Below are 25,600 nucleotides of genomic sequence, written 5' to 3'. Positions count from 1 at the left end.
CGTTTAGTTGATTTACAACTCAACAATAAACATCTCAACAACTAACAAAAAAACTGTAACAAATATTCAAAACTGTCAACAAATCAACGAATCAACAAATCAACAATAATATGACCGCACACGAAATTGATTATACCATCTACGGCGAAGAAATGCAATACGTAGAAATAGAATTAGACCCACAGGAAGGGGTAGTTGCCGAAGCAGGCAGTTTTATGATGATGGACGATGGTATTAAAATGGAAACCATTTTTGGCGATGGTTCGCAAAACGATTCGGGTTTTTTAGGGAAAATTTTAGGAGCAGGAAAACGTATTCTTACTGGAGAGAGTTTGTTTATGACAGCTTTCTATAATAATGTGATAGGTAAAAGAAAAGTATCCTTCGCGTCCCCATATCCAGGAAAAATAATCCCAATAAATTTAACAGAGTACAGAGGCAAATTTATATGCCAAAAGGATGCTTTTCTATGCGCTGCTAAAGGTGTAAGCATTGGTATTGAATTTAGCAAACGTTTAGGGCGCGGCCTTTTTGGTGGTGAAGGATTCATCATGCAAAAATTGGAAGGTGATGGTATGGCATTTGTGCATGCTGGTGGTACCATGGCTAAAAAAGTATTGCAACGTGGTGAGGTTTTAAGGGTCGATACTGGTTGTATTGTTGGTTTTACCCAAGAAGTGGATTACGATATTGAATTTATTGGAGGTATTAAAAATACCATTTTTGGTGGTGAAGGATTATTTTATGCCAAACTTCAAGGCCCGGGTACCGTTTATGTCCAATCCTTACCGTTTAGTAGGTTGGCGGGTAGGGTATTAGCATCCGCGCCACAAGGAGGAGGAAAGGATAAAGGTGAAGGCAGTATTTTGGGCGGCTTGGGTAATATTTTAGATGGTGATAACCGTTTTTGAAAGTTATGATATTGTTTAATAAAAGCAAAAAGCTTGGAAATCATTTCCAAGCTTTTTGCTTTTACAGTTAATCGCATATTAATACTTAACAAATTTTATACTTTTTGAATTTTCATTATGTATTGTATTTACTTTAAGAAAGTAAATGCTATTTGGTAAACTAGAGATATCAATACTATTGGATTCAGGTGTTTTTATATTTAAAATGGCTTGCCCTAGGGTATTGTAAATTTGAAAACTTTCTATATCATTCAATGGCTGTTTGATATAAAGTTTAAGGGTTTTGGTATTCGAATTATAGGATACAAATATGTTTTTATCTTCAATAGGTGTTGTGCCTAACGATTGATCTTCCGTAAAAACAATAGAATAGTCATTAAAAATGCCTTTATCCAATAAGAGATGAGCTTCAGTATTCCTTAAATTATAATAGATGTTTTGGTTTTTATCCAATAAATAAATATTTAGATTGTCAGGAAGGTTTTCCATTTTGTTAATCGAAAATTTATACAAACCAGCATCGGCAGTTTTTATCTCTAAAGGTAAATCATCTTCTATATTTATGCTTGGAAGGGCTTGAATAACTAAGGCCTCATCGTCTAATAACCAATATAAATCATTCTTTAAGTTATCATAGGATTTAGCATCGTAGCCCTTATCATAGCCTTTTGTTGTATGGCTGTCATATCCAAGTGCTATTATTCTAATTTGACCTTTGGGAGTTGTGAATGAAAACCAAATTTTAGGTCTATCATCTATGGTTTCCTTAGTGTTATTGGTTTTATAGTATACTGTAGCGCCTAGGGATTCTCTTGCAAAGGCACGTTGGGCATTGGTAAAAGTTAGAGTTCCCGAATTTGTTATGGTTGTAAAGAACCCTTGGCCAACATTGATAAATGGCGTAGGAGCAGGCTTAGCTGGAACACCTAAACCACTTGTTAGTCCAGAGTTGTCTGCCACAGCTGGTATGGCGAGCAGTAAGTTTCGAGCTGCATAACCACCTTCATAATCAGATAAGTAATGGCTATTATTGGTGGTAAATGATTCCCAAAAATACAGGGAGCCATCGATAACGGACAAATTATCTGTAATAAATTGATTGGCGTTTAATGCCGATGGATATGGATTTCCTGTTAAAAAATCTGTCCCTGCTGTTACTGGAATGTTATAAGTCCCATCGTTGGGAATACCTCTAAAAATATATTCTTCTTCTGAAGCTGATCCTCCAGAACCTTTCATGGTATATCCAACGCCGGGCGATAAATTAGTGGTAGGGGATAGCTTTGACCAAACATTATAATTCCCAGAAGGACCCTTGTAGCTATATAGCCATCTGCTACTTAATGTTATGGGAGATGTTGCAGGGTTTGGGTTTATGCCAGGTGTAAAAAACAGTGGCCCATGGGCATCTTCTAAATAACCAATTTGCCAATTACCACTTCTAGCTACTGGAGAACTCCAATAATTATAATTAAAAGCGTTCGTGGTGCCTTGTTGCTTGGCCCTTAAACTTCCAGTCCCAGAATTTAAACTGGGGCCAGCATGGTTTTGAATCAGTTGGGCTTCGCCTAACAGGTCTAAAATTCCATTTATAACAACTTGGTTTTCTGTTTCTAGTAATACACCGTTGGCTATGTTTAAAGTGGCTCCTGATTCTATTTCAACTTCTCTCACATGGGCATCAAAAATTAAATTAGCCGCAACTCCAGATTTCACGGTTAATTTTAAACATGAATCGGTATTGTTTGGAGCATTTCCAGCACCTGCACCATTATAAAAGTTTGAGCCATTCCAAACAATTTGATCGGTGTAGCGTAATGTGAAATAGCGATTGTTTAGCAATTCAACTCCAGTAGCTGTAGCAGTATTACCAACAATGGTTAAAGGATAAACATTACTTGGTGATGAAAAATCATAATTATTATCAATTACCAATTCTAAATCTACACAACTTTGTTTTCCCGATAAATCTATACCACTAATATCGAAGGAAATTGTTACGTTTCCAATGTTATTTCCTGGTTGACTCACACGCCATCTAGAGTTTAGCTGTTCTGTATAATTTGTGGTATTTGTGCTAAAATTATAAGTAGGGTTTATAGTTTCTTCACCCCAAAATAAAAATTTATTATTAGATAATGTCGATGGATTGCTTATGCGTACAATACCAGTGCCTTGAGAATCGGTGTGGTTAGAACCATCGTTAGCCTGTCCTATACCGGCCACATGATGGTCAAAATCTCCATTACCAGGATTGTCTCTAGAGTAAATATCATTTGATGCTAGCGGTTGGTTGTATTTAGCTGATAGATAATTGTTTATTATAATGCGTTGCGCTGTATTCACTTTAGTTTTAAAAATTATTAGCTCGCCAACATCTCCCATAAATCCATTTGACCCAGAAGTATTGCCCCCCAAATTAAACTGATGTCCTGCATAATTTGTGAAGGTTGAAGAGCTTGCCCTATCCTGTAGTAAATCTTCATTACGGTACAGTTGTTTGCCTGAAGCTGGGTTTGCATCATAAGACCAAATGGAGTAGTTGTTTAAACCAGTTAATCCACCAACCTCAATTCTTGCATCAGTACCGCAGCAGTTTCCTATATCAAAATAAACGCTTCCAGCCCAAGGGATATGGTTAGAAAATCTATTTCCATCAAGACCATCTGTTAGATAAACTGATGATGTTTGCCATATATTATCTGCTCTTGTAATAATGAAAGAGGATGCTTGGTTTACTATAAAATTGGAAGAATTAAGTGTTAGTCCTGTTCTTAATCTATTGCTTCCGTTAAAACTTACTTCATCATAACCGTTAATGGCTCCTGAAATTAGTGTAGGTCTTTGTGTTCCTGTTTCACTAATATCGAATGCAGGAACTCCTGCTGAATTTATCCAACTATCAATTAAAGTGCCTGTAGTTGAAATGCCGTTATCAGGTCTGTACCATATTATTAAATCCGAAGTGCCATCATTTGAGCCAACACCACCAGGCCCAGAGTAACCACCTATAGGAGTAGGGGCATAGCACAAGTTTAAAGTGATACTGTTAATGGTTCCTCCGTTTGTGTTTCTATCATCTATAACTCTTAAAATCCAGTTGCCACTAGAATTTTCTCCATTAAAATCGGCTAAAGAGCCTTCTGGACGATACGAGCCAGAAAGAGAGGTGTTGCCATTAGGCAAATTATTTACTGAGGCATCATCAAAAGTAACATTGTTGTAATTGTCTCCATTTCCTCCATTATCAGTAGATAATTCTACGATTGTACCAGATGGTGATATTAAATAAATATCTAAATCATCATTCCGTGTGTGAGAAATATTAACAGTAACATTTATATCAATAATTACATAAGAATCTGGCACATTGATGACAGAGTTATATGTATTGCCAGCTCCGCTACTGGAAATTGTTGTGTTTGGAGTTGTTGCGTAATTGGTACATATGTCTTGGCCAAAAAGGATTCTAGGATTTAAAAAAAACAAAAAAATAATGAGTGTTGAAAATAATTTAAAAATTTTCATTGTGTGAGAGACATTGAGGGTTGAGGGATAATACTGGTTTACTTAGCAATTTACTATTTGAGAGATTTATTGCCGTAAAACTATAGATTTAAGGGGATTTTTAAAAATATTTACTGAACAGAAAGTTACTAAAACAGCGAAATTAATTACTAAAAAGCTTAATTCATTTAAAATATCATATAAAAGAACTTGTTTAGCCCTAATTTTAGTTAATTAATTTAAAAGTTAATTTTAATTAAAATTTAAAATTCTTTGATATTTTTTATTAAATTTATGAACGGAATTTTAAATTTACAGCTTATAATACAAATCTACCTTTTATTGTAAACCTAATAAAACCGATAAAAAACCATGGCTAGAGCAATGCTTGAGTATACCAAGACCATACTTAATAAAGTTAGTTTTGATGCGACACTGTTCTGTAAAGAAGTTCAAAAAGCAGTAGAACGATTGTTACCTTATGAGATCGAAGAATTAAAAGAGTTTATTCTTTCACTAGTAAGGCAAAATCCAGATCTTGATAAATGTTTAATTTATCTGAAATCATAGAAAAAGCGACCTTTTGGTCGCTTTTTTATTTTCATATTATTTCATGGTGATTGTTTTCGGTTGAATTGTATATTTGCGAAAAACAAACTACTAGTGAAAAAGCTTATTGTTATATCCTTGCTATTGGTTTTTTCCTTACGCCCCATGTATTACTTAGGGTGTTTGGCTTATTATGGGCTAAATATAAATTCAATTATAGAACAATATTGCGTTAATAAAAACAAACCCGAGTTACAATGCGACGGTAAATGCTTTTTAGCGCAAAAGTTAAACAAAGCTTCAGATTCCGATCAAGGAAACAGTAACAAATTCTTAAATAGCATATTCGAATCATTCATTCCTGTATATATTTCTATTCAATCAGATATGAAATTCAATAATTTTTATGCCCAAGTTTCTAATAAAAACATATTTGGGTATACTGCTAATTACACGTTTCTATCGGAATTCAATAATTTCAAACCTCCCATTTCATAAAATTTAATATTTAGTTTTTTACAAGGCTTTTTCAAGTGCTTGCCTTCAATGGCACTTAAATATTAAATTTATAACAATGACAATTACAAAATTAGCATTGGCATTATTGCTATGCATATCTATTATATCATGTTCTTCAGATGATAAAGAAGACTTAACAGGGCAAACGGGAACTTTAGACTTAAAATTCGATAATGGGGTGGGTGATCAAGATTTTATTTTTGGAACTTCCTACAACAAATCCAATGGCGAATCTTACAAACTTACTACACTAAAATATATCATTAGTAATGTTAGAGTTAAGGATTCCAAAGGCAACATGTTCATCTATCCAACAGCCAATAATGTGTTTATTATTGATGAGGCTAATGGTAACAATGCAGGTGAAATATTTATAACATTAAACAATGTTTTTGCGGCAGATTATACCGAAATCACCTTTGGTATTGGGATAGACCAAGAACGATTCTTGTTGGGAGCAGAAGATCAGGGCGATTTTTTAGCTGAAGCAGAAGAGGCAGGGATGTTATGGGCTTGGGCCACCGGTTATAGATTTATGCGTTTTGATGGAACATACTCCAGTAGTTCTGTAACCGATGAAGCTCTAGCAATACACATGGGTAGCGTTGGTACATCTTTAGATAATTATAGGGAAGTTACATTAACACTGCCAAATACAGCAAGAGTTCGGGAAACTGCTCATCCGGAGATTCATATAAAAGCAGATATTTCTAAAGTTTTTGATGGTGCAACTTCTGTAAACTTTGCAGATGGCTATAGTCAAGTGCACACAAGTTCAGAAACCACACCTGTTATTGCCGATAACTTGAAAGGTATTTTTGAGGTACACCATGTACATAACAACTAATGTAATGTAATGGGTAAAAAAAGCTCAAAAATGAAAAAAATACTAATCATAGTTGTTTTTAGTCAGTTCCTTTTTTTGTCATGCTCAAAAGAGGATACAATAGTTTACGTGGCAAAACCTTTAAACTTCGATGTGCCTTCCAATTTCCCGGATATGGTTTATAATTTAAGCAACAATCCATTAACGGAAGCAGGCTTTGAATTGGGAAGAAAACTATTTTACGATGGTAAATTGTCGGCTAACAATGCCATTCCTTGTGCTTTTTGTCATGAGCAAGCCTTTGCTTTTACCCATCATGGGCATACATTAAGCCATGGTGTAAATGGCGGCATCGGATTAAGAAATGCGCAGCCCCTTCAAAATATGGCATTCCAAAAGGATTTTATGTGGGATGGTGCAGCATCTCATTTAGATTTGCAACCCATCATTCCACTTACAAGCGAATTGGAAATGGGAGAAACCCTGAGTAATGTTATTGAAAAATTAAAGGCAGATAGTTATTATCAAAAACAATTTACTCTTGCTTTTGAAGATGGTGAAATTAATACATCCAACATGTTAAAAGCCTTATCACAGTTTATGGTGATGATGGTGTCTTCAAATTCTAAATATGATAAATATGTTAGACATGAAGATAATGTAAGTCTAACACAAATCGAACAGGATGGTTTAACCACGTTTCAGAATAAATGCTCTTCCTGCCATGCAACCGATTTATTTTCAGATCAATCGTATAGAAACAACGGATTATCTATTAACCCCCGACTTAATGATAAAGGACGTTTTGTGGTTTTAGAGAACCCTGAAGATTTATATAAGTTTAAAGTGCCCAGTTTAAGGAATATAGAATTTACATTTCCATATATGCATGATGGTAGATTTGACACGCTTGAAACCGTCTTGGATTTTTACGATTCTGGTATGGTAGATAATGGCAATGTGGACGCATCTCTAAAAAGAGCTGATGGTTCTTTAGGGATAACTCTTTCAGATTACGAAAAGGAAAGTATTATTGCTTTTCTAAAAACATTAACCGATAACGAATTTTTAAATGATACACGTTTTTCAGAATTTTAAAATACAAACCATTTTGCTTGGCTTGTTTGCATTATTTTGCTCTATTCAAAATCAAGCAGCAACCATTCCACCACATGTACACACTCCGTTAAAGGTTTTTTGCGATTTGTGTGGTTGTTCTACAAGTAGTGGCAGCTCAGGTTTTGGAACTTTAGATAACCTTAGCTTTGTTGGTTTAAGATATATTTATCAGGATTATGAATCCAAAGATGGTATTTTTAGCAATTCGCCAACAAGTAAAGAACGGTTTAATACCTATCAGGTTTGGGGAAGAATTCCTGTAAATGATAAATTTTATTTTAATGCCATTGTCCCTTACCAAGATTTATATAGGCATTTTGAAGATAGAACAGAACATATTAATGGTTTGGGAGATATCACGGTAATAGGATGGTACCAATTGAAATTTTTTAAAAAGCACAAAGCCCACGAGGTTGATTTTAATCATGTGGAAGGAGAAGATGATGAAAGGGAATTATCTGCACACCGATTAAATGTTGGTATTGGTTTAAAATTGCCAACAGGTGAATTTGAAGACATGTTAACTGATAGAATAAATCCTGGATTTCAAGTGGGTACGGGAACTTTAGATGCCATTTTTTCTGTGTTGCATTCGTATTCAAAAAATAAGTTAGGCGTTAATACATCGGCAACCTATTATTTGAAAACTGAAAATAAAAATGAGTATCGTTTTGGAAACCAGTTTAGTTTTTCATCCAATGTGTATTACAATTTACCTTTAGAAAAATCAGCTTTCAGTCCGTTTTTAGGCATATCCGGCGACGTATATAATTCCATTAAGCAATTTAATGAAGCGTTGCCGGAAACCAATGGAAACATTGTTAACGGTGCTTTTGGGTCAGAGTTTATGATTGACCAATTTATTATTGGAGCGAATTACACTTTTCCCATAAGTCAGAACCTTTTTGGAGAAAATGTCACCTCTAAAAACAGATTTATGGTCTATTTGAATTATGTTTTATAGAATAAAAACGTCATTTCAAGGAGTCCCGATAGCTATCGGGACGACGAAGCAATCTTATGATATTAGTTTATCACAAATAAACAGATTACTTCACTACGTTCGTAATGACGACTAATTTAGCTTTTCAGACAATCTTTTTATTTTGATGGTAAAGGACTTATAATTTTTACATTCTGAAATGCGATGGCACCTCTAATTATACCTGAGATAACACTTTGCATGGCTTCAATAATTTGAATTTTTAATTCACTTTTATGATAAATGATGCTGACTTCCCTAGCAGGACTTGGTTCATTGAAATAATGTAAATTCTTTTTAGCTTTCTCATTTAAATCTAAGGTATGTAAATAGGGCAGTAGTGTCATGCCCAAACCTTCATCCGATAGTTTTATAAGCGTTTCTATACTACCACTTTCCAACTGAAAGGTTTCTTCGGTCTGATTTTTAAAAGCCTTACATAGGTTTATAACGCCGTCTCGAAAGCAATGGCCATCTTCCAGCAAAAGCATATCATCAATTTCTAAATCAATAGTATTAATTTTTTGTTTGGTATGTAATCTGTGGTTTTCAGGAATATAACCTACAAAAGGCTCATAATATAATACACGCTCTTTTATAAAATCACTTTCCAGAGGTGTTGCAGCAATGGCAGCATCTAAATGCCCTTCTTTGATTCTGTTTATGATTTCATCGGTGGTTAATTCTTCAATTTTAAGCTTAATTTTCGGGTATTTCTTTATAAAAGCTTTTAAGAACATTGGTAATAAGGTTGGCATGACCGTTGGGATAATGCCCAGTTTGAACTCGCCACCTATAAACCCTTTTTGCTGGTCTACAATATCTTGTATTCTATAAGATTCATTTACGATGTTTTTTGCTTGAATGACTATTTTTCTGCCAACGTCGGTTAATTCAATGGGTTTTTTGCTCCTGTCAAAAATTTGAATGTTTAATTCATCCTCCAATTTTTGAATTTGCATGCTCAAGGTTGGTTGTGTTACAAAGCATTTTTCAGCAGCTTTGGTAAAGTTTTGGTTTTCTGCTACTGCCAAAACATAGTATAATTGTGTAATTGTCATTGCGCATCGATTTAGACTATAAAAATATAAAAACTATCAATAAAATTTATTATTATAACCGTTAATTATAGAGTAAATTAGTGGTAATATTAAAAACCCTTAATTATGAAATTAAATAGTATAGGTTTAGATACCTCAAAAACCAAAGATTTAGCAAAAGATTTAAATAATTTGTTAGCAAATTTTCAAATATATTATCAGAACCTTAGAGGCATCCATTGGAACATTAAAGGAAAACGTTTTTTCGATTTACATGTTAAGTTTGAAGAGCTATACACCGATGCTAATATGAAAGTTGATATGATTGCAGAACGTATTTTAACATTAGGCGAAACGCCTTTTCATACGTTCTCTGATTATGTTGAAAATGCCAAAATACCTATTGGTAAAAACATTTCGCAAGATGAAAAATCAGTTGCTTTAATTGTGGATTCCCTATCGGGATTATTAAAAATTGAACGTGCCATTTTGGACAAATCCGATGAAGCCCATGATGAAGGAACAAACTCCATGATGAGTGATTTTATTACTGAACAGGAAAAAACAGTCTGGATGATGAAAGCCTGGTTGAACGAAACGGTTTAAATTGATTTGATTAATAGCAAAAAAGCGACCTCAGGGTCGCTTTTTATTTTATGCGTTTGTTTGAGTTATAATAAGCCTCTTGCTTTTATTTCCAAATATTTATTTATGGTATCTACAGTTAGATTTTCTGGAGTTGTTAGAATAGAGTGAATACCGTATTTTTTTAATTCGTTTACAATCAAGCGTTTTTCGAATGCGAATTTTTCAGCAATAACCTTGTCGTAAACTTGTTGTATGGTTTGCGCTTTGTCGTTAATTAAACTATCAAGCTCAGTATTTTTAAAAAAGATAACTACTAGCAAATGACTTTTGGCAATGGCTTTTAAATAAGGTAATTGCCTATCCAAACCATCTAAAGTTTCAAAATTTGTATATAATAATAGTAGGCTTCGCTGGGTAATATTGTTTTTTATACTCGTGTATAATCGGCTAAAATCACTTTCAAAAAAATCGGTTTTAATATTGTAAAGCGCTTCTAAAACATATTGCATTTGCGAATTCCTTCTTTCTGCAACCACCATATTTTCAACTTTTTTGGAAAAGGAAAATAATCCTGCTTTATCCTGTTTTTTTAAAGCAATGCTACTGATGATTAACGTGGCATTAATGGCATAATCTAAGAGGCTTAAACCATTAAAAGGCATTTTCATAGTACGCCCTTTGTCGATTACCGAATAAATGGGTTGCGATTTCTCATCTTGAAATTGATTCACCATTAATTGATTTTTCTTTGCTGTGGCTTTCCAATTAATGGTTCTTAGATCATCACCCAAAACATAATCCTTTATTTGTTCAAACTCCATAGTATGCCCAAGACGTCGCACTTTTTTTAAACCATAATCCAAAGAGTTTTGGTTAATGTTTAAAAGTTCAAACTTTTTTAATTGTTTAAAACTAGGGTAGGTTGGCACCATAGCACCATTATTGAATTTGAATCGTTTGGCGACTAAATTTATAACTGATGATGCATATATGTTTAGGTTACCAAAATGGTATTCGCCACGTTTTGTTGGTGTTAGGTGGTATTGTATTGATTTCGATTTTTTGGGCGGAATAGTTTCCCTAAGTTTAAAATCCCTAACTTGAAATTGTTCTGGGATTTCATCAATAATTTCTAAATAGATTAAAAAAGGATAGTTGTTTGAGATGTTTATCTGAATGGTATTGTCATCGCCGTTAGAAAATTTATCAGGTAATAGTCGCGTGGCATCCATTTTGTTTTTTCCGATGAAAATAATTAGAAAATCCACAACGAATAAGAGAGTTAGTACAATTAAAGAAAGTTGGGCAATATTAAATAAAACAGGTATAAAATAACTTAAACCAAATAATGCCACAATACCAATGCCGACATAGAAAAATCGTGGTTGTATGTAAAATGGTTTAAGAAGTTTCAAAACTTTGTTAGATGTTAGATGTTAGATGTTAGATGTTAGATGTTAGATGTTGGGTGTTGGTTGTTTGTCGTTTAGTTAATAGTTTATTCGACTAAACGACAAATAACCAAACAAATCAACGACGAGCTTAATTATTCATTTTCGACCGATTGTCCTATATCTTCAATAGCACCATGGTTGCCTTGTCTTTTAGGATTATCACCATATTCGTTTGAACCATAATCACTTTCTCCAAACAGCATCCATAAGCCATAAAATGGTATGATTTGATACCAGCCACTGTTACCTCTATCATGGCAACGTTTTGCTCCTTGTGCCAACAGAAACCATAATAATGGAATTAATAAAAAAGGAAATATTATGGAATAAGATTCACCAGCACGTGAAACAAACATGGCTACACCTAAATAAATTGCCATATAAATTAAATAACTTAGTCCGTACTCGGTTCTCCGAATTCTACCTTCAAATGAAAATGGATTTTTAAACATAATTTTGGTTTTTTAGTTAGTTGGTTATTTCGGTTTTCAACCGTTTCAATTTTAAAAAAGTTAAAAGTTAAAAGTTACTTCAACTACACGACTAAACAAATCAACGCCAAACAGCTAAACAACAAACACCTACCTCGGTATTTCAACCGTTTCAATAATTTGTGTGATAACTTGTTTACTAGAAACACCTTCCATTTCACGCTCGGGGGTTACAATCACACGGTGGTGTAACACAGGAATAGCGGCGCGTTTTATATCTTCTGGAGTCACGAAATCCCTGCCAGACATGGCTGCAAATGCTTTACTGGCTTTTAAAATTGCAATGGAAGCTCTGGGCGATGCTCCTAAATATAAAAATGGATTGTTACGGGTCGCTACGATGAGCTCGGCAATATATTTTAACAAGTGCTCTTCAACTAAAATTTGTGTCACCAACTTTTGATAGTTAGAAATTTGTGTTGCCGTTAAAAATGAGGCGATTTCTTCTATTTTTACTCTTTCTTTTAATTGATGTTCCCTGGAAAGGATTTCAATTTCTTCACCCAAATTAGGGTATTCGACATCTATTTTAAATAAAAAACGGTCCAATTGAGCTTCTGGCAAACGATACGTGCCTTCTTGTTCTATAGGGTTTTGGGTAGCAAGAACCATAAATGGGGATTCCAGCGTAAATTTATTGCCATCAATGGTAATTTGCTGTTCTTCCATAACCTCAAATAAGGCGGCTTGCGTTTTTGCAGGAGCACGGTTTATTTCATCAATCAGCACCATATTTGAGAAAATAGGCCCTTTTTTAAACTCAAATTCTGAGGTTTTTAGATTAAAAATAGAGGTTCCTAAAATATCACTCGGCATTAAATCTGGAGTAAATTGAATTCTGCTAAAACCAACACTCAACGATTTAGCAATAAGCTTAGCCGTTATGGTTTTTGCAACACCAGGGACGCCTTCTATAAGCGAATGGCCTTTTGCTAATAGTGATGCAATAAGCATGTCTATCATGTCTTTTTGACCGACGATAACTTTACCAATTTCTTCTTTTATCTTATTGACACTGTGTTGCAGCTCTCTTAAGTCTAATCTACTTTGAAACTGTAATTCATTATTTATTTCCTCAGAAATGACAGGAACAGATGCTGTTATCTTATCATTTGGTATATAAGAACTAGGGTCCAGTGGTTCTTTGTTGTCTTCCATAATTAATTTGAATAAAAAGTTTCTATATGTTTATTGAGCGTTAGAAGATTGCCTTCAAAATACTCATTTCTCGATTTTAACCAATTTATATAATCTATAAGTTGTTTAACATCTTCTTTTTTCTTGCCTGTTTTAGAAGCTAATTTGGCAATAAATTCATCATTTAAAACCGAGGTGTCTAAATTATAGTCGGTTCTAATTTTTTCTAAAAAGTAAGTTATTTTTTTGTGAATTAAGTTTTTATGATCTTGAATATCAAAATATAAGTGAGATATGGTTTTAACAAAAGCAACAGTTGTATTAGGTAAAGGCTTAATAATCTTAATGATGCGCTGTCTGCGTTTTGCATTAAAAACCATGAATAAAACAGTAAAAACCAAAGCTGTATACCATGCCCATCTAAATGATAATTGCTCCAAAAACCAACTTAAATTCGATTTTTTCTCAACATCACCATAACTCGATTGTATTTTGGTATATGAATCGAAGTAAATGTCCGCATTTGGTAAATAGGAGATAACGCCTTCCGCATATCTATATCTATCATCTTTTAGCATGTTATAATTTGTAAACGCCTTGGGTTCTAAATGCAGATAAATATGCCCTTTGCCAAAAGGGATTTGAATAAAATTGACGTGTTCTTCATCCGTTTTTGTATATCCAAGAATACGATAGTTGATGGAGTCGAAACTTGAAAAATAATTAACGCCTGCATTTTTATCAATATGGGCATTTGCTAATGTTTTGTTTTCAAATGCCATATAAGACATACTGTCTTTTGATGTGGAAGCGTAATCGACGCTTATTTGCAAAGTGTCATGTATTTTTTGAACAAAATAGTAATCGGATATAAAAAGTGTATTTCCTTTACCAACAAAATACAATAATTCATCAACCGACTCATCACCTAGATAATCCGAATTGCCAATAATTATAAAGCTTCCCTTGGCCACATGATCACCATAACCGTCTTCGGAGTTTGCTCTTAAATAACTTTCGGGAGTGTGATAAACAGTTCTTATTTTATGGTTTTTAAATAGTTTAGGTAGCTCACTATAAAATACACTAACACCATAAGGTTTACTGCTTTTTTCGTTAAAGGATTCTTCCCAATCCACCGTTTTTGTTTTTTTTATGCCAAGGGCAATGGCCGCAGTGATTACCAATGCAATAATAACGAGAAGTATGGGCCATATTTTCCTCATTATTTTACTTGATTTAAAAGGGTTACAAATCTACCCTTAGCTTGATTATATTGCTTAACATCTAAAGGGAATTCGCCATACCAAATATAGTTGTATAGATAGGAAGTGTATTCAAAGGCACTGCTAAATGATTTTGATTTAATATCATTTAAATAGTCTGCATTGGTTTTGTCGTCTTCAAACTTAATATGGTTTTTTAGAGTCAAGGTTTTTAAAACGAGTAAGTAATAATATCGAATCGCCAGCCTATAGTCTTGATTGTTTTCAGCCCAGTTTATAAGCGCGGTGATGTCTGCATTTTCAATATTTTCTGAAGTGATGTCCTCAAAATTATCTACTTTTTTATGTCTTTTTGAAGAAAATAAACCAGAGCCACCCTCATTCAATAAAATATAAATTAAATAACCAACTGCGACAAAAAGAGCTAAGTAAAATAGCCAACCTAAAGAACCTAAATTTACCGAAAAACTATTGCTACGTTCGTCCTCTTTTATTTTAGGGTTTTTATTTTTATAATCTTCATAATTACCAGAACCTTGTGGTGTTTTAGTGATAATCTTTTTGCCTTCATAATCATATTTGTTTCCAGAATAACGGTCTTTAAAATTGGCATCAAAGGTTCTGTTTGTGTTTGGTTCTTGCAAAGCCGTCACAAAACAGTTTCCCATATTGAAGACAAAAAGGAATACGACTAAAATGATATGTGATTTTCTGAATCTCAAATAGTGTTGGTTTTTGTAATTCTTTTTTGAACCTGAAACGGATAAATTAAATAATAAAAACTAATGATGCCTAGTGTTATGATGATGATGCCGACCGATAACCAGTTAGGCATCATATTAGAATAACGCGTTACAAACCCTTCTAAAAACCCAGCAGAGAAAGTAAAAGGAAACGTGCTTATTAAAATTTTAATGCCTGTTATTGCGCCGTGTTTAAAAGAGGTAAACCTAGAATGGGTTCCCGGAAATAAAATGCTCGCACCTAAAAGTAAACCCGCAGCAGCTTCGATAATAATGGCAAAAATTTCCATGGAACCATGAATCCATATGCCACGAACACTTTCCCACAAAACACCTTTTTCATAAAAAAAATACTGAAAAGAGCCCAACATTATACAGTTCTGAAATAAAATGTAAACAGTGCCAATACCGCCAAAAACACCTAATATAAAAGATAAAACCCCAACTTTTAAGTTGTTAACGGTAATGCCAATAAAACTGCCCCAATTACTACCGCTTTTATAGACAGCCACAGGATCTCCAGCCTCAATATTTACTAAGGTTTGGTTTACATAATCATCCCCTAAAATGGAACGTACAAATTCACCATCATTCGCCGCGGAGATAGCCCCAATAAATGTAAATGTGGAAAAAATAATAAATGCCACATAGATAAATGTTCTATATTGATAACAGATTAATGGGACTTCGGTTTTCCAAAAGGCAAAAATTCTATTAGTGTCCTCGCGCTTGGTTTTATAAATTTTCTGATAGGCTTTAGCGGCCAATTGATTAAGATAATCTACGATTTTACTTTTAGGATAATACGTTTGCGCGTATGCTAAATCGTTTATTAAATGAACGTATTGTGACGCCAATGCGTCAGGGTCTTTAAAATCATTATTGAAAATGGCATTTTCAAAACTCAGCCATTTTTCCTTATTTTGTTTGATGAATGAAACTTCCCTCATATATTTGATAAATTAAAATATAAAATGTCAGAGTTACAAATTAACACGACCCAAAATGTAAAAATTAAGTTCAACGCTGCTGGAGCAGGGGAACGGTTGTTGGCATTTATGATTGACACGACAATTAAAATCGGCTATTTACTTCTAGTGGGAAACATATTCAATGCGTTTCAGAATATGGACCAATGGTCACAAATTGGCATTAATACGGTGCTTAGTTTGCCCGTGATGTTTTACACCTTGGTTTTGGAATCTTTTTTACAAGGACAAACTATTGGTAAACGGATTTTTAAAATACGGGTTGTAAAGATTGATGGCTACCAAGCCTCCATATCAGATTATGTGGTACGTTGGTTTTTTAGAATCGTGGATGTTTATATTCTTGGTTTAGGATTTTTTGTGATGCTCTTCAATAGTAAAACGCAACGTTTGGGTGATATGGCTGCGGGAACAGCCGTTATAAGCTTAAAAGACAATGTTACTATTAACCATACCATTCTGGAAAATTTAAGGGAAGATTATAAACCAACCTACTTGAACGTTATTAAATTATCCGATAACGATGCACGTATTATTAAAGAGACTTACTCTTTAGCCAAAACATCTAAAGATTATCAAACCTTGATAAAATTGCGTTCAAAAATCATGGAGGTTACAGATATCAAGGAAATGAAACAAAAAACGGATATGGAGTTTATAGACGTGGTTTTAAAAGATTATAATTTTTACACACAGGATATGTAATTTTGTTTAAAAGTTTAAAAGTTAAATAGTTAGAAGGTTAAATAGTTAGAAAGTTTAATTTTACGAACAGCGAACAGCGAACAGCGAACAGCGAACAGCGAACAGCGAACAGTGAACAGTGAACAGTGAACAGCCAAAACCTATTCAATAATCTCTACTTTTCTAATATAAATATTATTTAAAGGCCAATCACCATCATCGGTTTCAACAGCTGCAATCTTGTCAACGACATCCATGCCTTTGGTGACTTCGCCAAAAATGGTAAAATCACCATCTAGATGAGGGGCACCACCTTGTTGTTGTACAATAAAGAACTCGAAAGGCGAGGCTAATTTATAAGGATTCTCAATATCGCTACTGGGCATTGAAATGACACCTCTGTTGTGTTTGTAACCTTTTTTAGTATCGGTAGGTAGCAAATATTGACCGATTTCAGAACGTTTTTTTGCTATTTTTTTATCATCGCTATTACCTGCTTGTATCATGAAATTATCAATAACACGATAAAATTGTGTGTCAACATAATATTGGCGTTTGGTTAAATAGATGAAATTAGAACGATGATATTTGGTGTCATTGTAAAGAAGGATGTCAATAGCGCCAAAATCAGTAGTGATACGCACCTTATTTTCTTTGTGCTTTTTATCATATTCAGCAAAAAAAGGCACAGCGTTTTTGTCATCTAAAATAGGGAAATCCGTTTCAGGTTCTTCCTTTGTATCTTCAGTAGGTGTTTTAATAATTGTCTCTTTAGTTTCAATGATATTCGTTTCCATTTTCTTTTTTGATTGTTTATCTTCACAATTCAGAAATAAAAGAAAAACAAACAAGAATAAGATAACGCGCATAAGAAATGGATTTTAATGAATTTTCAGGATTATCTTCAAAAATAAAAAATATACAGCTTCCAGGCGAAGGATCACATCTTAAAATGATACCGCCATCCCGTAAGGCATTCTTAAACATTCAAAATGAAGCTATTAATCAAGCTAAAAAAGCAGGTGTTTTAGCATTGTTTTATCCAGATGAAAACAATCAAACAAAGTTTATTTTAATACTAAGAAAGACTTATGAAGGCATTCATTCGGCACAAGTGGGCTTCCCGGGCGGAAAATTAGAAACTCAAGATACCTCTTTAATGGAAGCAGCTATTAGGGAAACCTTTGAAGAAGTAGGGGTATTAAAAAGCACTATTGAAATTTTAACAGCATTAACAGAGGTTTACATTGCGCCTAGTAACTTTTATGTGCATCCATTTATTGCAATAACGCCAAAAACACCATTTTTTAAGCTTCAAGAAGAGGAGGTTGAAGCGCTTATAGAGGTTGATTTGCAGCATTTTTTAGATGAAAACGTCATTATGACCAACAGAGTTAAGGCATCCTATAACATTGATGTTGAAGTGCCTACCTTCCTATTAAATGGCCATATTGTTTGGGGAGCAACCGCTATGATATTAAGCGAAATAAAAGACTTGCTAAAAGAATTAATCTAGTTTATAGATTTATTACATTTGTAATCTCTAACTAATTGAAGCATGATGCATGGGATTGTTTAAGCGAAATCCATTCGGACATATACTTTTTGTGAAAAAATGGCTCATACGTATTTTGGGTGTCATGACTCACAGACGCTTTCGTGGGTTTAATGAATTACAAATTGAAGGTTCTGAAATTATTAAAAAATTACCAGATACCAATGTCCTGTTTATATCCAATCACCAAACTTATTTTGCCGACGTTGTGGCGATGTTTCATGTATTTAACGCCAGTTTAAGCGGAAGAACAGATTCTATAAAAAATGTGGGTTATTTATGGAACCCCAAACTTAATATCTATTATGTGGCTGCTAAAGAAACCATGAAAGCTGGACTGTTACCAAAAATTTTGGCTTATGTGGGATCTATTAGTATTGAACGTACTTGGCGTGCCGAAGGTAAAGATGTGAATAGACAGGTTAAAATGAGTGATATCTCAAGTATTGCCAAAGCATTGGATGATGGTTGGGTCATCACATTTCCCCAAGGCACAACTACACCTTTTAAGCCTATTAGAAAAGGAACCGCGTTTATTATTAAAAACTATAGACCTATTGTAGTTCCTATTGTTATTGATGGTTTTAGACGTTCGTTTGATAAAAAGGGACTTCGGATTAAAAAGAAAAACATTCTTCAATCTATGGAGATTAAAGAGCCTTTGGTGATTGATTATGATAACGAAACCACCGACGATATCGTTAAAAGAATCGAATATGCCATAGAGCAACATCCTTCATTTTTAAAAGTCATTTCCCAAGAAGAAGTAGAAGCCCAAGAAGCTTTGAATAAACTTCGTGAATGGTAATAAATGCCTTATTATTGTTAATAAGACAATAAATAATTAATCTCTTTTCATGATTCATGATCTGTGAAAATTAGTTAACTTCGTTATAGCTGACTTCAACTTTAAAAATCTGAATATCAATAATGTTTGGGTTGTTTTGCGACACCATGAAAAAAGAATTTACCCCCAAATTATTTTCTCTTATAAAAGAAGGCATTTCTAAGGAAACTATTGTAAAGGACGTGCTTTCAGGAGTCATTGTGGGCATCGTAGCCCTGCCTCTTGCTATTGCTTTTGCCATAGCTTCTGGTGTGTCCCCAGAAAAAGGTATCATAACAGCTATTATTGCAGGCATCATCATCTCAACCTTTGGAGGTAGCCGCGTACAAATAGGAGGGCCAACGGGTGCTTTTATTGTCATAGTTTACGGTATTGTTCAGGAATTTGGCATAAACGGATTAACCATTGCCACTTTTATGGCCGGATTTATAATAATAGGATTGGGCTTGGCACGTTTGGGTAACTTGCTGAAGTTTATTCCATATTCGCTTATTGTTGGTTTTACAAGCGGTATTGCTTTAATTATTTTTTCCTCACAAATCAATGATTTTTTTGGTTTGCACATTGCCAAAGTCCCAGCCGATTTCATTGATAAATGGAAAGTCTATTTTGAGAATTTCAATAAAGTGAATTGGTATGCCATAGCCATTGCTGCAGCAACTATCCTCCTTACCATATATTTTCAAAAACTTATAAAAAAAATACCAGGATCCATCGTTGCTATTTTAGTGTCGACCATTGTAGTCAAGCTGTTTGAAATCCCTGTAGATACTATAGAAAGTAATTTTGGTAACATTCCAAATCATTTTAGTGCACCATCATTACCGAGTGTGGACTTTGAAACCGTAAAACTACTCATCGCTCCCGCTTTTGCCATTGCCTTGTTGGGAAGTATAGAATCGTTGCTTTCAGCCGTCGTATCAGATTCTATGATTGGAGGAAAACACCGCTCCAATGTCGAATTAATTGCACAAGGTGCTGCAAACATTGTGTCATCATTATTTGGAGGCATACCTGCTACAGGTGCTATAGCAAGAACAGCAACCAATGTTAAGAATGGTGGACGAACCCCTATTGCAGGCATCATGCATGCATTGGTTTTATTATCCATCATGCTGTTATTTGCACCTTATGCCAAGTTAATTCCGCTGTCCTGTCTTGCCGGTATTTTAATGGTCGTGGCCTATCATATGAGTGAATGGCGCCAATTCAAATCCATTTTAAAAGGAAATAGAATGGATATCATCATCCTATTGACCACATTTTTTCTCACAGTCATTTTCGATTTGGTCATCGCTATTGAAATAGGGATCGTACTTTCCAGCTTTATGTTTATGAAACGCATGAGTGAATCGGTGCTTGTTGAAAACATCTCGACAGACCATGTTAATGGCGAACATTTATTTGATGAAGAACAATTAGACCTACCCAAAGATGTGTTGTTATATGAAATAAATGGGCCTTTATTTTTTGGAGCAGCACGTCAATTTCAAGAAACCATAACCAATACACATTTACAACCCAAAGTTATTATTATCAGGATGCGATATGTCCCTTTAATAGACGCAACAGGGTATCAAAGCCTAAAGGAAATTATTAAATCTTATCACACAAGAAATATAAAAGTTATTTTATCAGGTATACGCGAAACATTAAAGAACGACTTCGAAAAAAATGGTATGTACGCCGTTTTAGATAGCCAATATATAGTAGGAGATATTAAAGAAGCCATTAAAATAGCAAGTGATCAATAATGTATTGTATTAGATAAGATATGTCCAGCTAAGGTTTTAATTTCCTATTTTTATATCTTCTAAATCAAAGGAATGCCAACGAAAACCAATTTAAGATGATCCAAAAAGTAAATCTAACCATATTGATGCTATGTGTATTAATAACATGCATCTCCTGTAAAAATACATCAGAACAAAAACCATTAGAAACAGATGTAAAGCCAGCATTTGAGGAAACTTGGGAATCCCTTGCAACCATCGACCGGGAACCAGAATGGTTCAAGGATGCCAAGTTTGGTATTTATTTTCATTGGGGACTTTACAGCGTACCCGCATTTGACAATGAATGGTACCCAAGGTGGATGTATGTGTCAGGAAGAAAGGAATGGGGAGGAAAGATTTTTGAGCATCAACAAAAAACCTATGGGCCGTTATCGGAATTCAACTATCATGATTTTATCCCCATGTTTACTGCTGAACATTTTGATGCGAAAGAATGGACGGATTTATTTAAAAAAGCGGGGGCTAAATTTGCAGGTCCCGTAGCGCAACACCATGACGGATTTGCTATGTGGGGCAGTAAAGTAAACCCTTGGAACGTTAAGGATATGGGACCCAAAAAAGATATTTTGGGAGAATTATATACCGAACTTAAAAAGAACGATATGAAAACCATCGCCACATTCCATCATGCCAAATTACTTCAACGCTATGCACAAGATACCTTGCAATGGGCCAAGAATTCATCTGACCCCGGCTTTGACAGCCATTATCCCTACCATCCAGATTATATCACTTCGACTACCGACCCAAAACTTAGAAAGTTTTATGGAAACATGCCTGCGGATGAGTTTCATGATTATTGGTTAAATCAAATCAATGAAGTGGTGGATAATTATGGGCCCGACATCATTTGGTTTGATTCTTGGCTAGATAAAATTCCAGAAAATTACCGTCAAAAAATGGTAGCGCACCATTTCAACACGGCCGTTTCTAGAGGTCAAAAACCCATTGCTGCCTATAAACAGGAAGATTTGCCTGCAAATGTTGGGATGTTGGATATAGAGCAAGGTGGAAAAACGGGTCTTTCTGATGATTATTGGCTTACTGATATCACTATAAGTAATTATAGTTGGAGTTATATTGCCGGACAAACCTATAAAAAACCAGATTTAGTTATCAGAAACATGATTGATGTGTGGAGCAAAAGAGGTATTGTATTGCTGAATATTTCACCAAAAGCAGATGGTACCATTATAGATGAGCAAAGACAAGTATTGCTAGCTATTGGAAAATGGATTGATAAGCATAAAGAAGCTGTATATGAAACCAGAGCCTTTACCACATTTGGTTATGGTGAAGCAGCATTTGAAAAAGGGGAGTTTGGAGGACAATCGGCTACCATGGATTATAATGAAAAAGATATTCGTTTCATGGTATCTAAAGATAATAAGCATTTATATATTTTCTCTTTAGGACTTCCTAAAGCCGAATCCAATATTGAAATCCGTACACCTATAACATCCAAAATCAAAAACGTATCCGTTGTTGGTAGTGGGGTAGATTTAAAATGGTCCGTTACCAATGATAAATTAACGTTTGCAACACCAAACGCATCTCAAATGGACGAGATTGCAACCGTGTTTAAAGTTGATTTTGAATAATTACACGTTTCAAATCAATACACAGCGGGGTTTTTAGTTAGTGGCGTTAACAGTATACGACTTCATCAAATTACAGTCCTTTTTTTTACGGGATATTAAATGAATTACAGTAAAAATAGCAATTAAGCAATACTTTTCATTGGCGTGGGAAGGTTTCGAAAAAAGAACTATTTTTATTCAAATCCGACTAAAATAAAGATTTTCAAAACATAATTTATATGTTATCGGAAGTCACTTTTAGTATCTGGCTTCTTTAAATATTTAGTTCAATTTACATATCAAAAATATATGATTCAAAAAGGTGCTGAGGCAGAAAGACTAGCCATACCAGATACATACAAATACTGGAAAAAATGGGGGCCTTATTTAGCCGAAAGACAGTGGGGAACCGTTCGCGAAGATTATAGTGAACATGGCACAGCTTGGGAATTTATAGACCATGAAAAAGCACGTAGCAACGCCTACCGGTGGGGCGAAGAAGGTATAGCAGGGTTTTGCGATTCGCGGGAAATTTTGTGTTTGGCCCCTGCGTTTTGGAATGGGAAGGATGCCATTTTAAAAGAACGCTTGTTTGGGTTGACCAACAATCAAGGGAATCATGGTGAAGACGTGAAGGAACTTTATTTCCATCAAGTATCCTCACCTACACACTCGTATTGCAAATACCTTTATAAATATCCCCAAAATGAATTTCCTTATGGGGATTTGGTTAGCGGCAATCAGCGTGGGCGTGATCAATTTGAATATGAATTATTGGATACAGGTAGCTTTAAAAGCCAGGCCTATTTTGATTGTTTTATTGAATATGCCAAAGCAGACGTAGATGATATTCTCATGAAAGTCACCGTGGTAAACAGAGGTGCAAAAACAGCCGATATCCATGTGTTGCCCCATCTTTGGTTTCGTAATTTTTGGAAGCATAACAAGCGGCACGCACGTCCAAGCATGAAATCTATTTCCAATACGGTAGTGCAATCCAGAAGCACCAGAAATGGGCGATATTATTTATATCACGAAGACGGAGAGCAACTATTTTGTGAAAACGAGACCAATAACAAGCGTATTTATAATTACCCAAATGAAGTCGATTATGTTAAGGATGGTATCAACGACCACGTCATAGATGGGAAACCTACTGTAAACCCAGAAAAAAATGGCTCGAAATTCGCCATTTGGCACCATTTTAAATTAAAAGCGGGTGAAGAAAGAATTGTTAAAGTACGTCTTAGTAAAAATAAGGTAGAACAGCCATGGGCAGATTTTGATACTACATTTCATCAAAGAATCGCCGAGTGCGAACAGTTTTATAACGAAACCATAAAAACCGATATTCCAGAAACACATCAAGTCATTGCAAAAAGTGCCTTTTCTGGGTTATTGTGGACAAAACAATTCTATTATAACGATGTATTTAAATGGCTGTTTGGCGGCCCAGGTGAACCCACCCCCAATCGGGCAAACATGCGTAATTACAATTGGCAACACCTTACCAATAGGCATGTTATTTCCATGCCCGATAAATGGGAATATCCGTGGTATGCGGCATGGGATTTAGCCTTCCACATGGCATCATTTGTAGAGATAGACCCCTTCTTTGCCAAAGAACAATTGTTGTTGGTACTGCAAGAAAGTTATATGCATCCTAACGGACAGATTCCAGCCTACGAGTGGAATTTTAGCGATGTAAATCCACCCGTACATTCTTGGGCGGTTTGGAGCGTTTACGAAAAAGATAAAAACTACACAGGAAACGGCGATATCCCTTTTTTAGAAAAAGCATTCCAAAAACTGCTGATTAATTTTACATGGTGGGTCAACCAAAAAGATAAAAGCGGTACTGACCTTTTTGAAGGTGGTTTTTTGGGCTTGGATAATATTGGGGTGTTCGATCGTAATCACATGCCTCCTGGAATCAAACGCATGCAGCAGGCCGATGCCACCAGTTGGATGGCGATGTTTACGCTCAATATGCTACGTATGTCCTTAGAGCTTTCCAAAACCAATAAAATTTATGAAGAGTCTGCTGCCAAGTTTTTCAGGCATTTTTTAAACATCGCATGGGCGATGCACCATATTGGGAAAAAGGACATATCCCTTTGGGACGATGAGGATAATTTTTATTACGACGTGGTAGAAATGGCAACCGGGGCGACCGATCGTTTGCGGGTGCGTTCTTTGGTTGGCGTCATTCCTATGTTTGCTGTTGAAATCATTCACAAGGACCTTTTTGAGGAACTAAAGAAATTTAGGATTAGAGCGAATGAAATTATAAGAACCCGTCCAGATTTGGCCTCCCTAATTTCAAATTTAGACAATGCCAATTCCGAGGGTAATTATCTGTTCTCCATCATGCGCGGGTTTAGGTTGGAACATTTATTAAAACGCTTGCTGGATGAAGATGAATTTCTTTCTGATTACGGCATACGTTCCCTGTCTAAATACCATGAAAAACATCCGTTTGTGTTCGAACATCATGGACGCCATCAAATTCAATATGAACCAGGAGAGAGCCGTTCCAACATGTTTGGTGGAAATTCAAACTGGCGCGGCCCCATTTGGCTACCTATTAATTATATGATTATTCAGTCCTTGCGCAAGTATTATACTTTTTATGGTGATGCCTACACATACGAATTTCCAACGGATTCTGGTCATAAACTTAATTTAAAGGATATTGCCAATCAACTTACCAAACGCTTGATAAAACTGTTTGAAGCCAATTCTGACGGCAAATTTCAGTACCATGCCGATGATCCCGAACACTTGTTTTCAAAAGACGAACACTTTAAAAACCTACATCTGTTTTACGAGTTTTTTGATGGCGATACCGGCAAAGGCTTGGGTGCATCGCACCAAACGGGATGGACAGCCCTCATTGCCAATTTAATTATGGAAATGGAAGACAGTAAAACATAGTAAGGTCTTGGTTATCAAAAAAATGGTTTATTAAAAAGTTTTGTCTGTTAAATTCAAGTTTTGACGATTATACTTAATTAAATTTTTTTTAAACCTAAAAAAGATTTAGTTTCAAACTCA

22 protein-coding genes are annotated in these 25,600 nt (G+C 34.9%); 13 read left to right on the top strand and 9 right to left on the bottom strand.

The genetic code is table 11. From position 1 onward, the window contains the following. Positions 1-110: 110 nt before the first annotated feature. Positions 111-911: a TIGR00266 family protein gene (locus CDH49_RS07950; RefSeq protein ID WP_100614985.1), complete on the top strand. Its 801-nt coding sequence runs from the start codon at positions 111-113 to the stop codon at positions 909-911. A 78-nt stretch (positions 912-989) separates the two neighbouring features. Here the strand turns inward: CDH49_RS07950 and CDH49_RS07945 are convergent, their stop codons facing one another. Then, positions 990-4,439 (bottom strand): proprotein convertase P-domain-containing protein, encoded by a 3,450-nt coding sequence (locus tag CDH49_RS07945; protein WP_100614984.1) that lies wholly within the window; start codon positions 4,437-4,439, stop codon positions 990-992. A 351-nt stretch (positions 4,440-4,790) separates the two neighbouring features. Here CDH49_RS07945 and CDH49_RS07940 point away from each other — a divergent pair, with 351 nt between their 5' ends. The 5 genes from CDH49_RS07940 to CDH49_RS07920 all read left to right on the top strand — a co-directional run bounded on the left by CDH49_RS07940 (position 4,791) and on the right by CDH49_RS07920 (position 8,395). Beyond that, positions 4,791-4,988 (top strand): hypothetical protein, encoded by a 198-nt coding sequence (locus tag CDH49_RS07940; RefSeq protein ID WP_100614983.1) that lies wholly within the window; start codon positions 4,791-4,793, stop codon positions 4,986-4,988. Positions 4,989-5,081: 93 nt separating this feature from the next. Beyond that, positions 5,082-5,465 (top strand): hypothetical protein, encoded by a 384-nt coding sequence (locus CDH49_RS07935; protein ID WP_100614982.1) that lies wholly within the window; start codon positions 5,082-5,084, stop codon positions 5,463-5,465. Positions 5,466-5,541: 76 nt separating this feature from the next. After that, on the top strand, positions 5,542-6,333 hold the full coding sequence (locus tag CDH49_RS07930) for an MbnP family protein (protein ID WP_100614981.1): 792 nt from the start codon (positions 5,542-5,544) through the stop codon (positions 6,331-6,333). Positions 6,334-6,363: 30 nt separating this feature from the next. Then, positions 6,364-7,410: a cytochrome-c peroxidase gene (locus CDH49_RS07925; RefSeq protein ID WP_100615230.1), complete on the top strand. Its 1,047-nt coding sequence runs from the start codon at positions 6,364-6,366 to the stop codon at positions 7,408-7,410. Continuing rightward, positions 7,385-8,395 (top strand): transporter family protein, encoded by a 1,011-nt coding sequence (locus CDH49_RS07920; RefSeq protein ID WP_100614980.1) that lies wholly within the window; start codon positions 7,385-7,387, stop codon positions 8,393-8,395. The genes CDH49_RS07925 and CDH49_RS07920 overlap by 26 nt, the downstream gene beginning before the upstream one ends. 137 nt (positions 8,396-8,532) lie before the next feature. Here CDH49_RS07920 and CDH49_RS07915 read toward each other — a convergent pair whose 3' ends face one another. Beyond that, positions 8,533-9,474, bottom strand: coding sequence for a LysR substrate-binding domain-containing protein (locus tag CDH49_RS07915; RefSeq protein ID WP_100614979.1), 942 nt, complete (start codon positions 9,472-9,474; stop codon positions 8,533-8,535). Positions 9,475-9,579: 105 nt separating this feature from the next. Between CDH49_RS07915 and CDH49_RS07910 the strand changes: the two genes are divergently transcribed. Then, positions 9,580-10,059, top strand: a complete 480-nt coding sequence (locus tag CDH49_RS07910) for a Dps family protein (protein WP_100614978.1) — start codon at positions 9,580-9,582, stop codon at positions 10,057-10,059. A 65-nt stretch (positions 10,060-10,124) separates the two neighbouring features. On the opposite strand, the gene CDH49_RS07905 is transcribed toward CDH49_RS07910, so the two are convergent. The 6 genes from CDH49_RS07905 to CDH49_RS07880 form a co-directional block, all read right to left on the bottom strand. Continuing rightward, positions 10,125-11,456 carry a DUF58 domain-containing protein gene (locus tag CDH49_RS07905; RefSeq protein ID WP_100614977.1) on the bottom strand — a complete coding sequence of 444 codons (1,332 nt, stop codon included), beginning with the start codon at positions 11,454-11,456 and terminating at the stop codon, positions 10,125-10,127. Between the two features lie 131 nt (positions 11,457-11,587). Next, complete coding sequence (locus CDH49_RS07900; protein ID WP_100614976.1) at positions 11,588-11,947, bottom strand: DUF805 domain-containing protein; 360 nt, start codon at positions 11,945-11,947, stop codon at positions 11,588-11,590. 129 nt (positions 11,948-12,076) lie between these two features. Next, a complete protein-coding gene (locus CDH49_RS07895) occupies positions 12,077-13,144 on the bottom strand; it encodes an AAA family ATPase (RefSeq protein WP_193434723.1) in 1,068 nt (355 codons plus the stop codon). 2 nt (positions 13,145-13,146) lie between these two features. Continuing rightward, the gene (locus CDH49_RS07890) at positions 13,147-14,349 is read right to left on the bottom strand and encodes a DUF4350 domain-containing protein (RefSeq protein ID WP_100614975.1); all 1,203 of its coding nucleotides are present in this window, start codon (positions 14,347-14,349) and stop codon (positions 13,147-13,149) included. Further along, positions 14,349-15,017 carry a hypothetical protein gene (locus CDH49_RS07885; protein WP_100614974.1) on the bottom strand — a complete coding sequence of 223 codons (669 nt, stop codon included), beginning with the start codon at positions 15,015-15,017 and terminating at the stop codon, positions 14,349-14,351. The genes CDH49_RS07890 and CDH49_RS07885 overlap by 1 nt, the downstream gene beginning before the upstream one ends. 50 nt (positions 15,018-15,067) lie before the next feature. Then, complete coding sequence (locus CDH49_RS07880) at positions 15,068-16,042, bottom strand: stage II sporulation protein M (protein WP_100614973.1); 975 nt, start codon at positions 16,040-16,042, stop codon at positions 15,068-15,070. Between the two features lie 24 nt (positions 16,043-16,066). Between CDH49_RS07880 and CDH49_RS07875 the strand changes: the two genes are divergently transcribed. Next, positions 16,067-16,786, top strand: coding sequence for an RDD family protein (locus tag CDH49_RS07875; RefSeq protein ID WP_100614972.1), 720 nt, complete (start codon positions 16,067-16,069; stop codon positions 16,784-16,786). A gap of 140 nt (positions 16,787-16,926) precedes the next feature. On the opposite strand, the gene CDH49_RS07870 is transcribed toward CDH49_RS07875, so the two are convergent. Then, complete coding sequence (locus CDH49_RS07870) at positions 16,927-17,634, bottom strand: peptidylprolyl isomerase (protein ID WP_100614971.1); 708 nt, start codon at positions 17,632-17,634, stop codon at positions 16,927-16,929. A gap of 5 nt (positions 17,635-17,639) precedes the next feature. On the opposite strand from CDH49_RS07870, the gene CDH49_RS07865 reads away from it, so the two are divergent. From CDH49_RS07865 to CDH49_RS07845, 5 genes are all read left to right on the top strand, one after another. Beyond that, the gene (locus CDH49_RS07865) at positions 17,640-18,281 is read left to right on the top strand and encodes an NUDIX hydrolase (RefSeq protein WP_100614970.1); all 642 of its coding nucleotides are present in this window, start codon (positions 17,640-17,642) and stop codon (positions 18,279-18,281) included. Between the two features lie 49 nt (positions 18,282-18,330). Further along, the gene (locus CDH49_RS07860) at positions 18,331-19,128 is read left to right on the top strand and encodes a lysophospholipid acyltransferase family protein (RefSeq protein WP_100614969.1); all 798 of its coding nucleotides are present in this window, start codon (positions 18,331-18,333) and stop codon (positions 19,126-19,128) included. A 146-nt stretch (positions 19,129-19,274) separates the two neighbouring features. Further along, positions 19,275-20,921, top strand: a complete 1,647-nt coding sequence (locus CDH49_RS07855; protein ID WP_100615228.1) for a SulP family inorganic anion transporter — start codon at positions 19,275-19,277, stop codon at positions 20,919-20,921. Positions 20,922-21,016: 95 nt separating this feature from the next. Beyond that, positions 21,017-22,564: an alpha-L-fucosidase gene (locus tag CDH49_RS07850; RefSeq protein ID WP_100614968.1), complete on the top strand. Its 1,548-nt coding sequence runs from the start codon at positions 21,017-21,019 to the stop codon at positions 22,562-22,564. A gap of 288 nt (positions 22,565-22,852) precedes the next feature. Further along, positions 22,853-25,480, top strand: coding sequence for an MGH1-like glycoside hydrolase domain-containing protein (locus CDH49_RS07845; RefSeq protein ID WP_100614967.1), 2,628 nt, complete (start codon positions 22,853-22,855; stop codon positions 25,478-25,480). The last annotated feature ends 120 nt before the right edge of the window (positions 25,481-25,600 follow it).

It is taken from the genome of Confluentibacter citreus, assembly GCF_002807055.1.
Classification (GTDB): domain Bacteria; phylum Bacteroidota; class Bacteroidia; order Flavobacteriales; family Flavobacteriaceae; genus Confluentibacter; species Confluentibacter citreus.
This window is presented reverse-complemented; position numbering and strand designations above follow the sequence as displayed.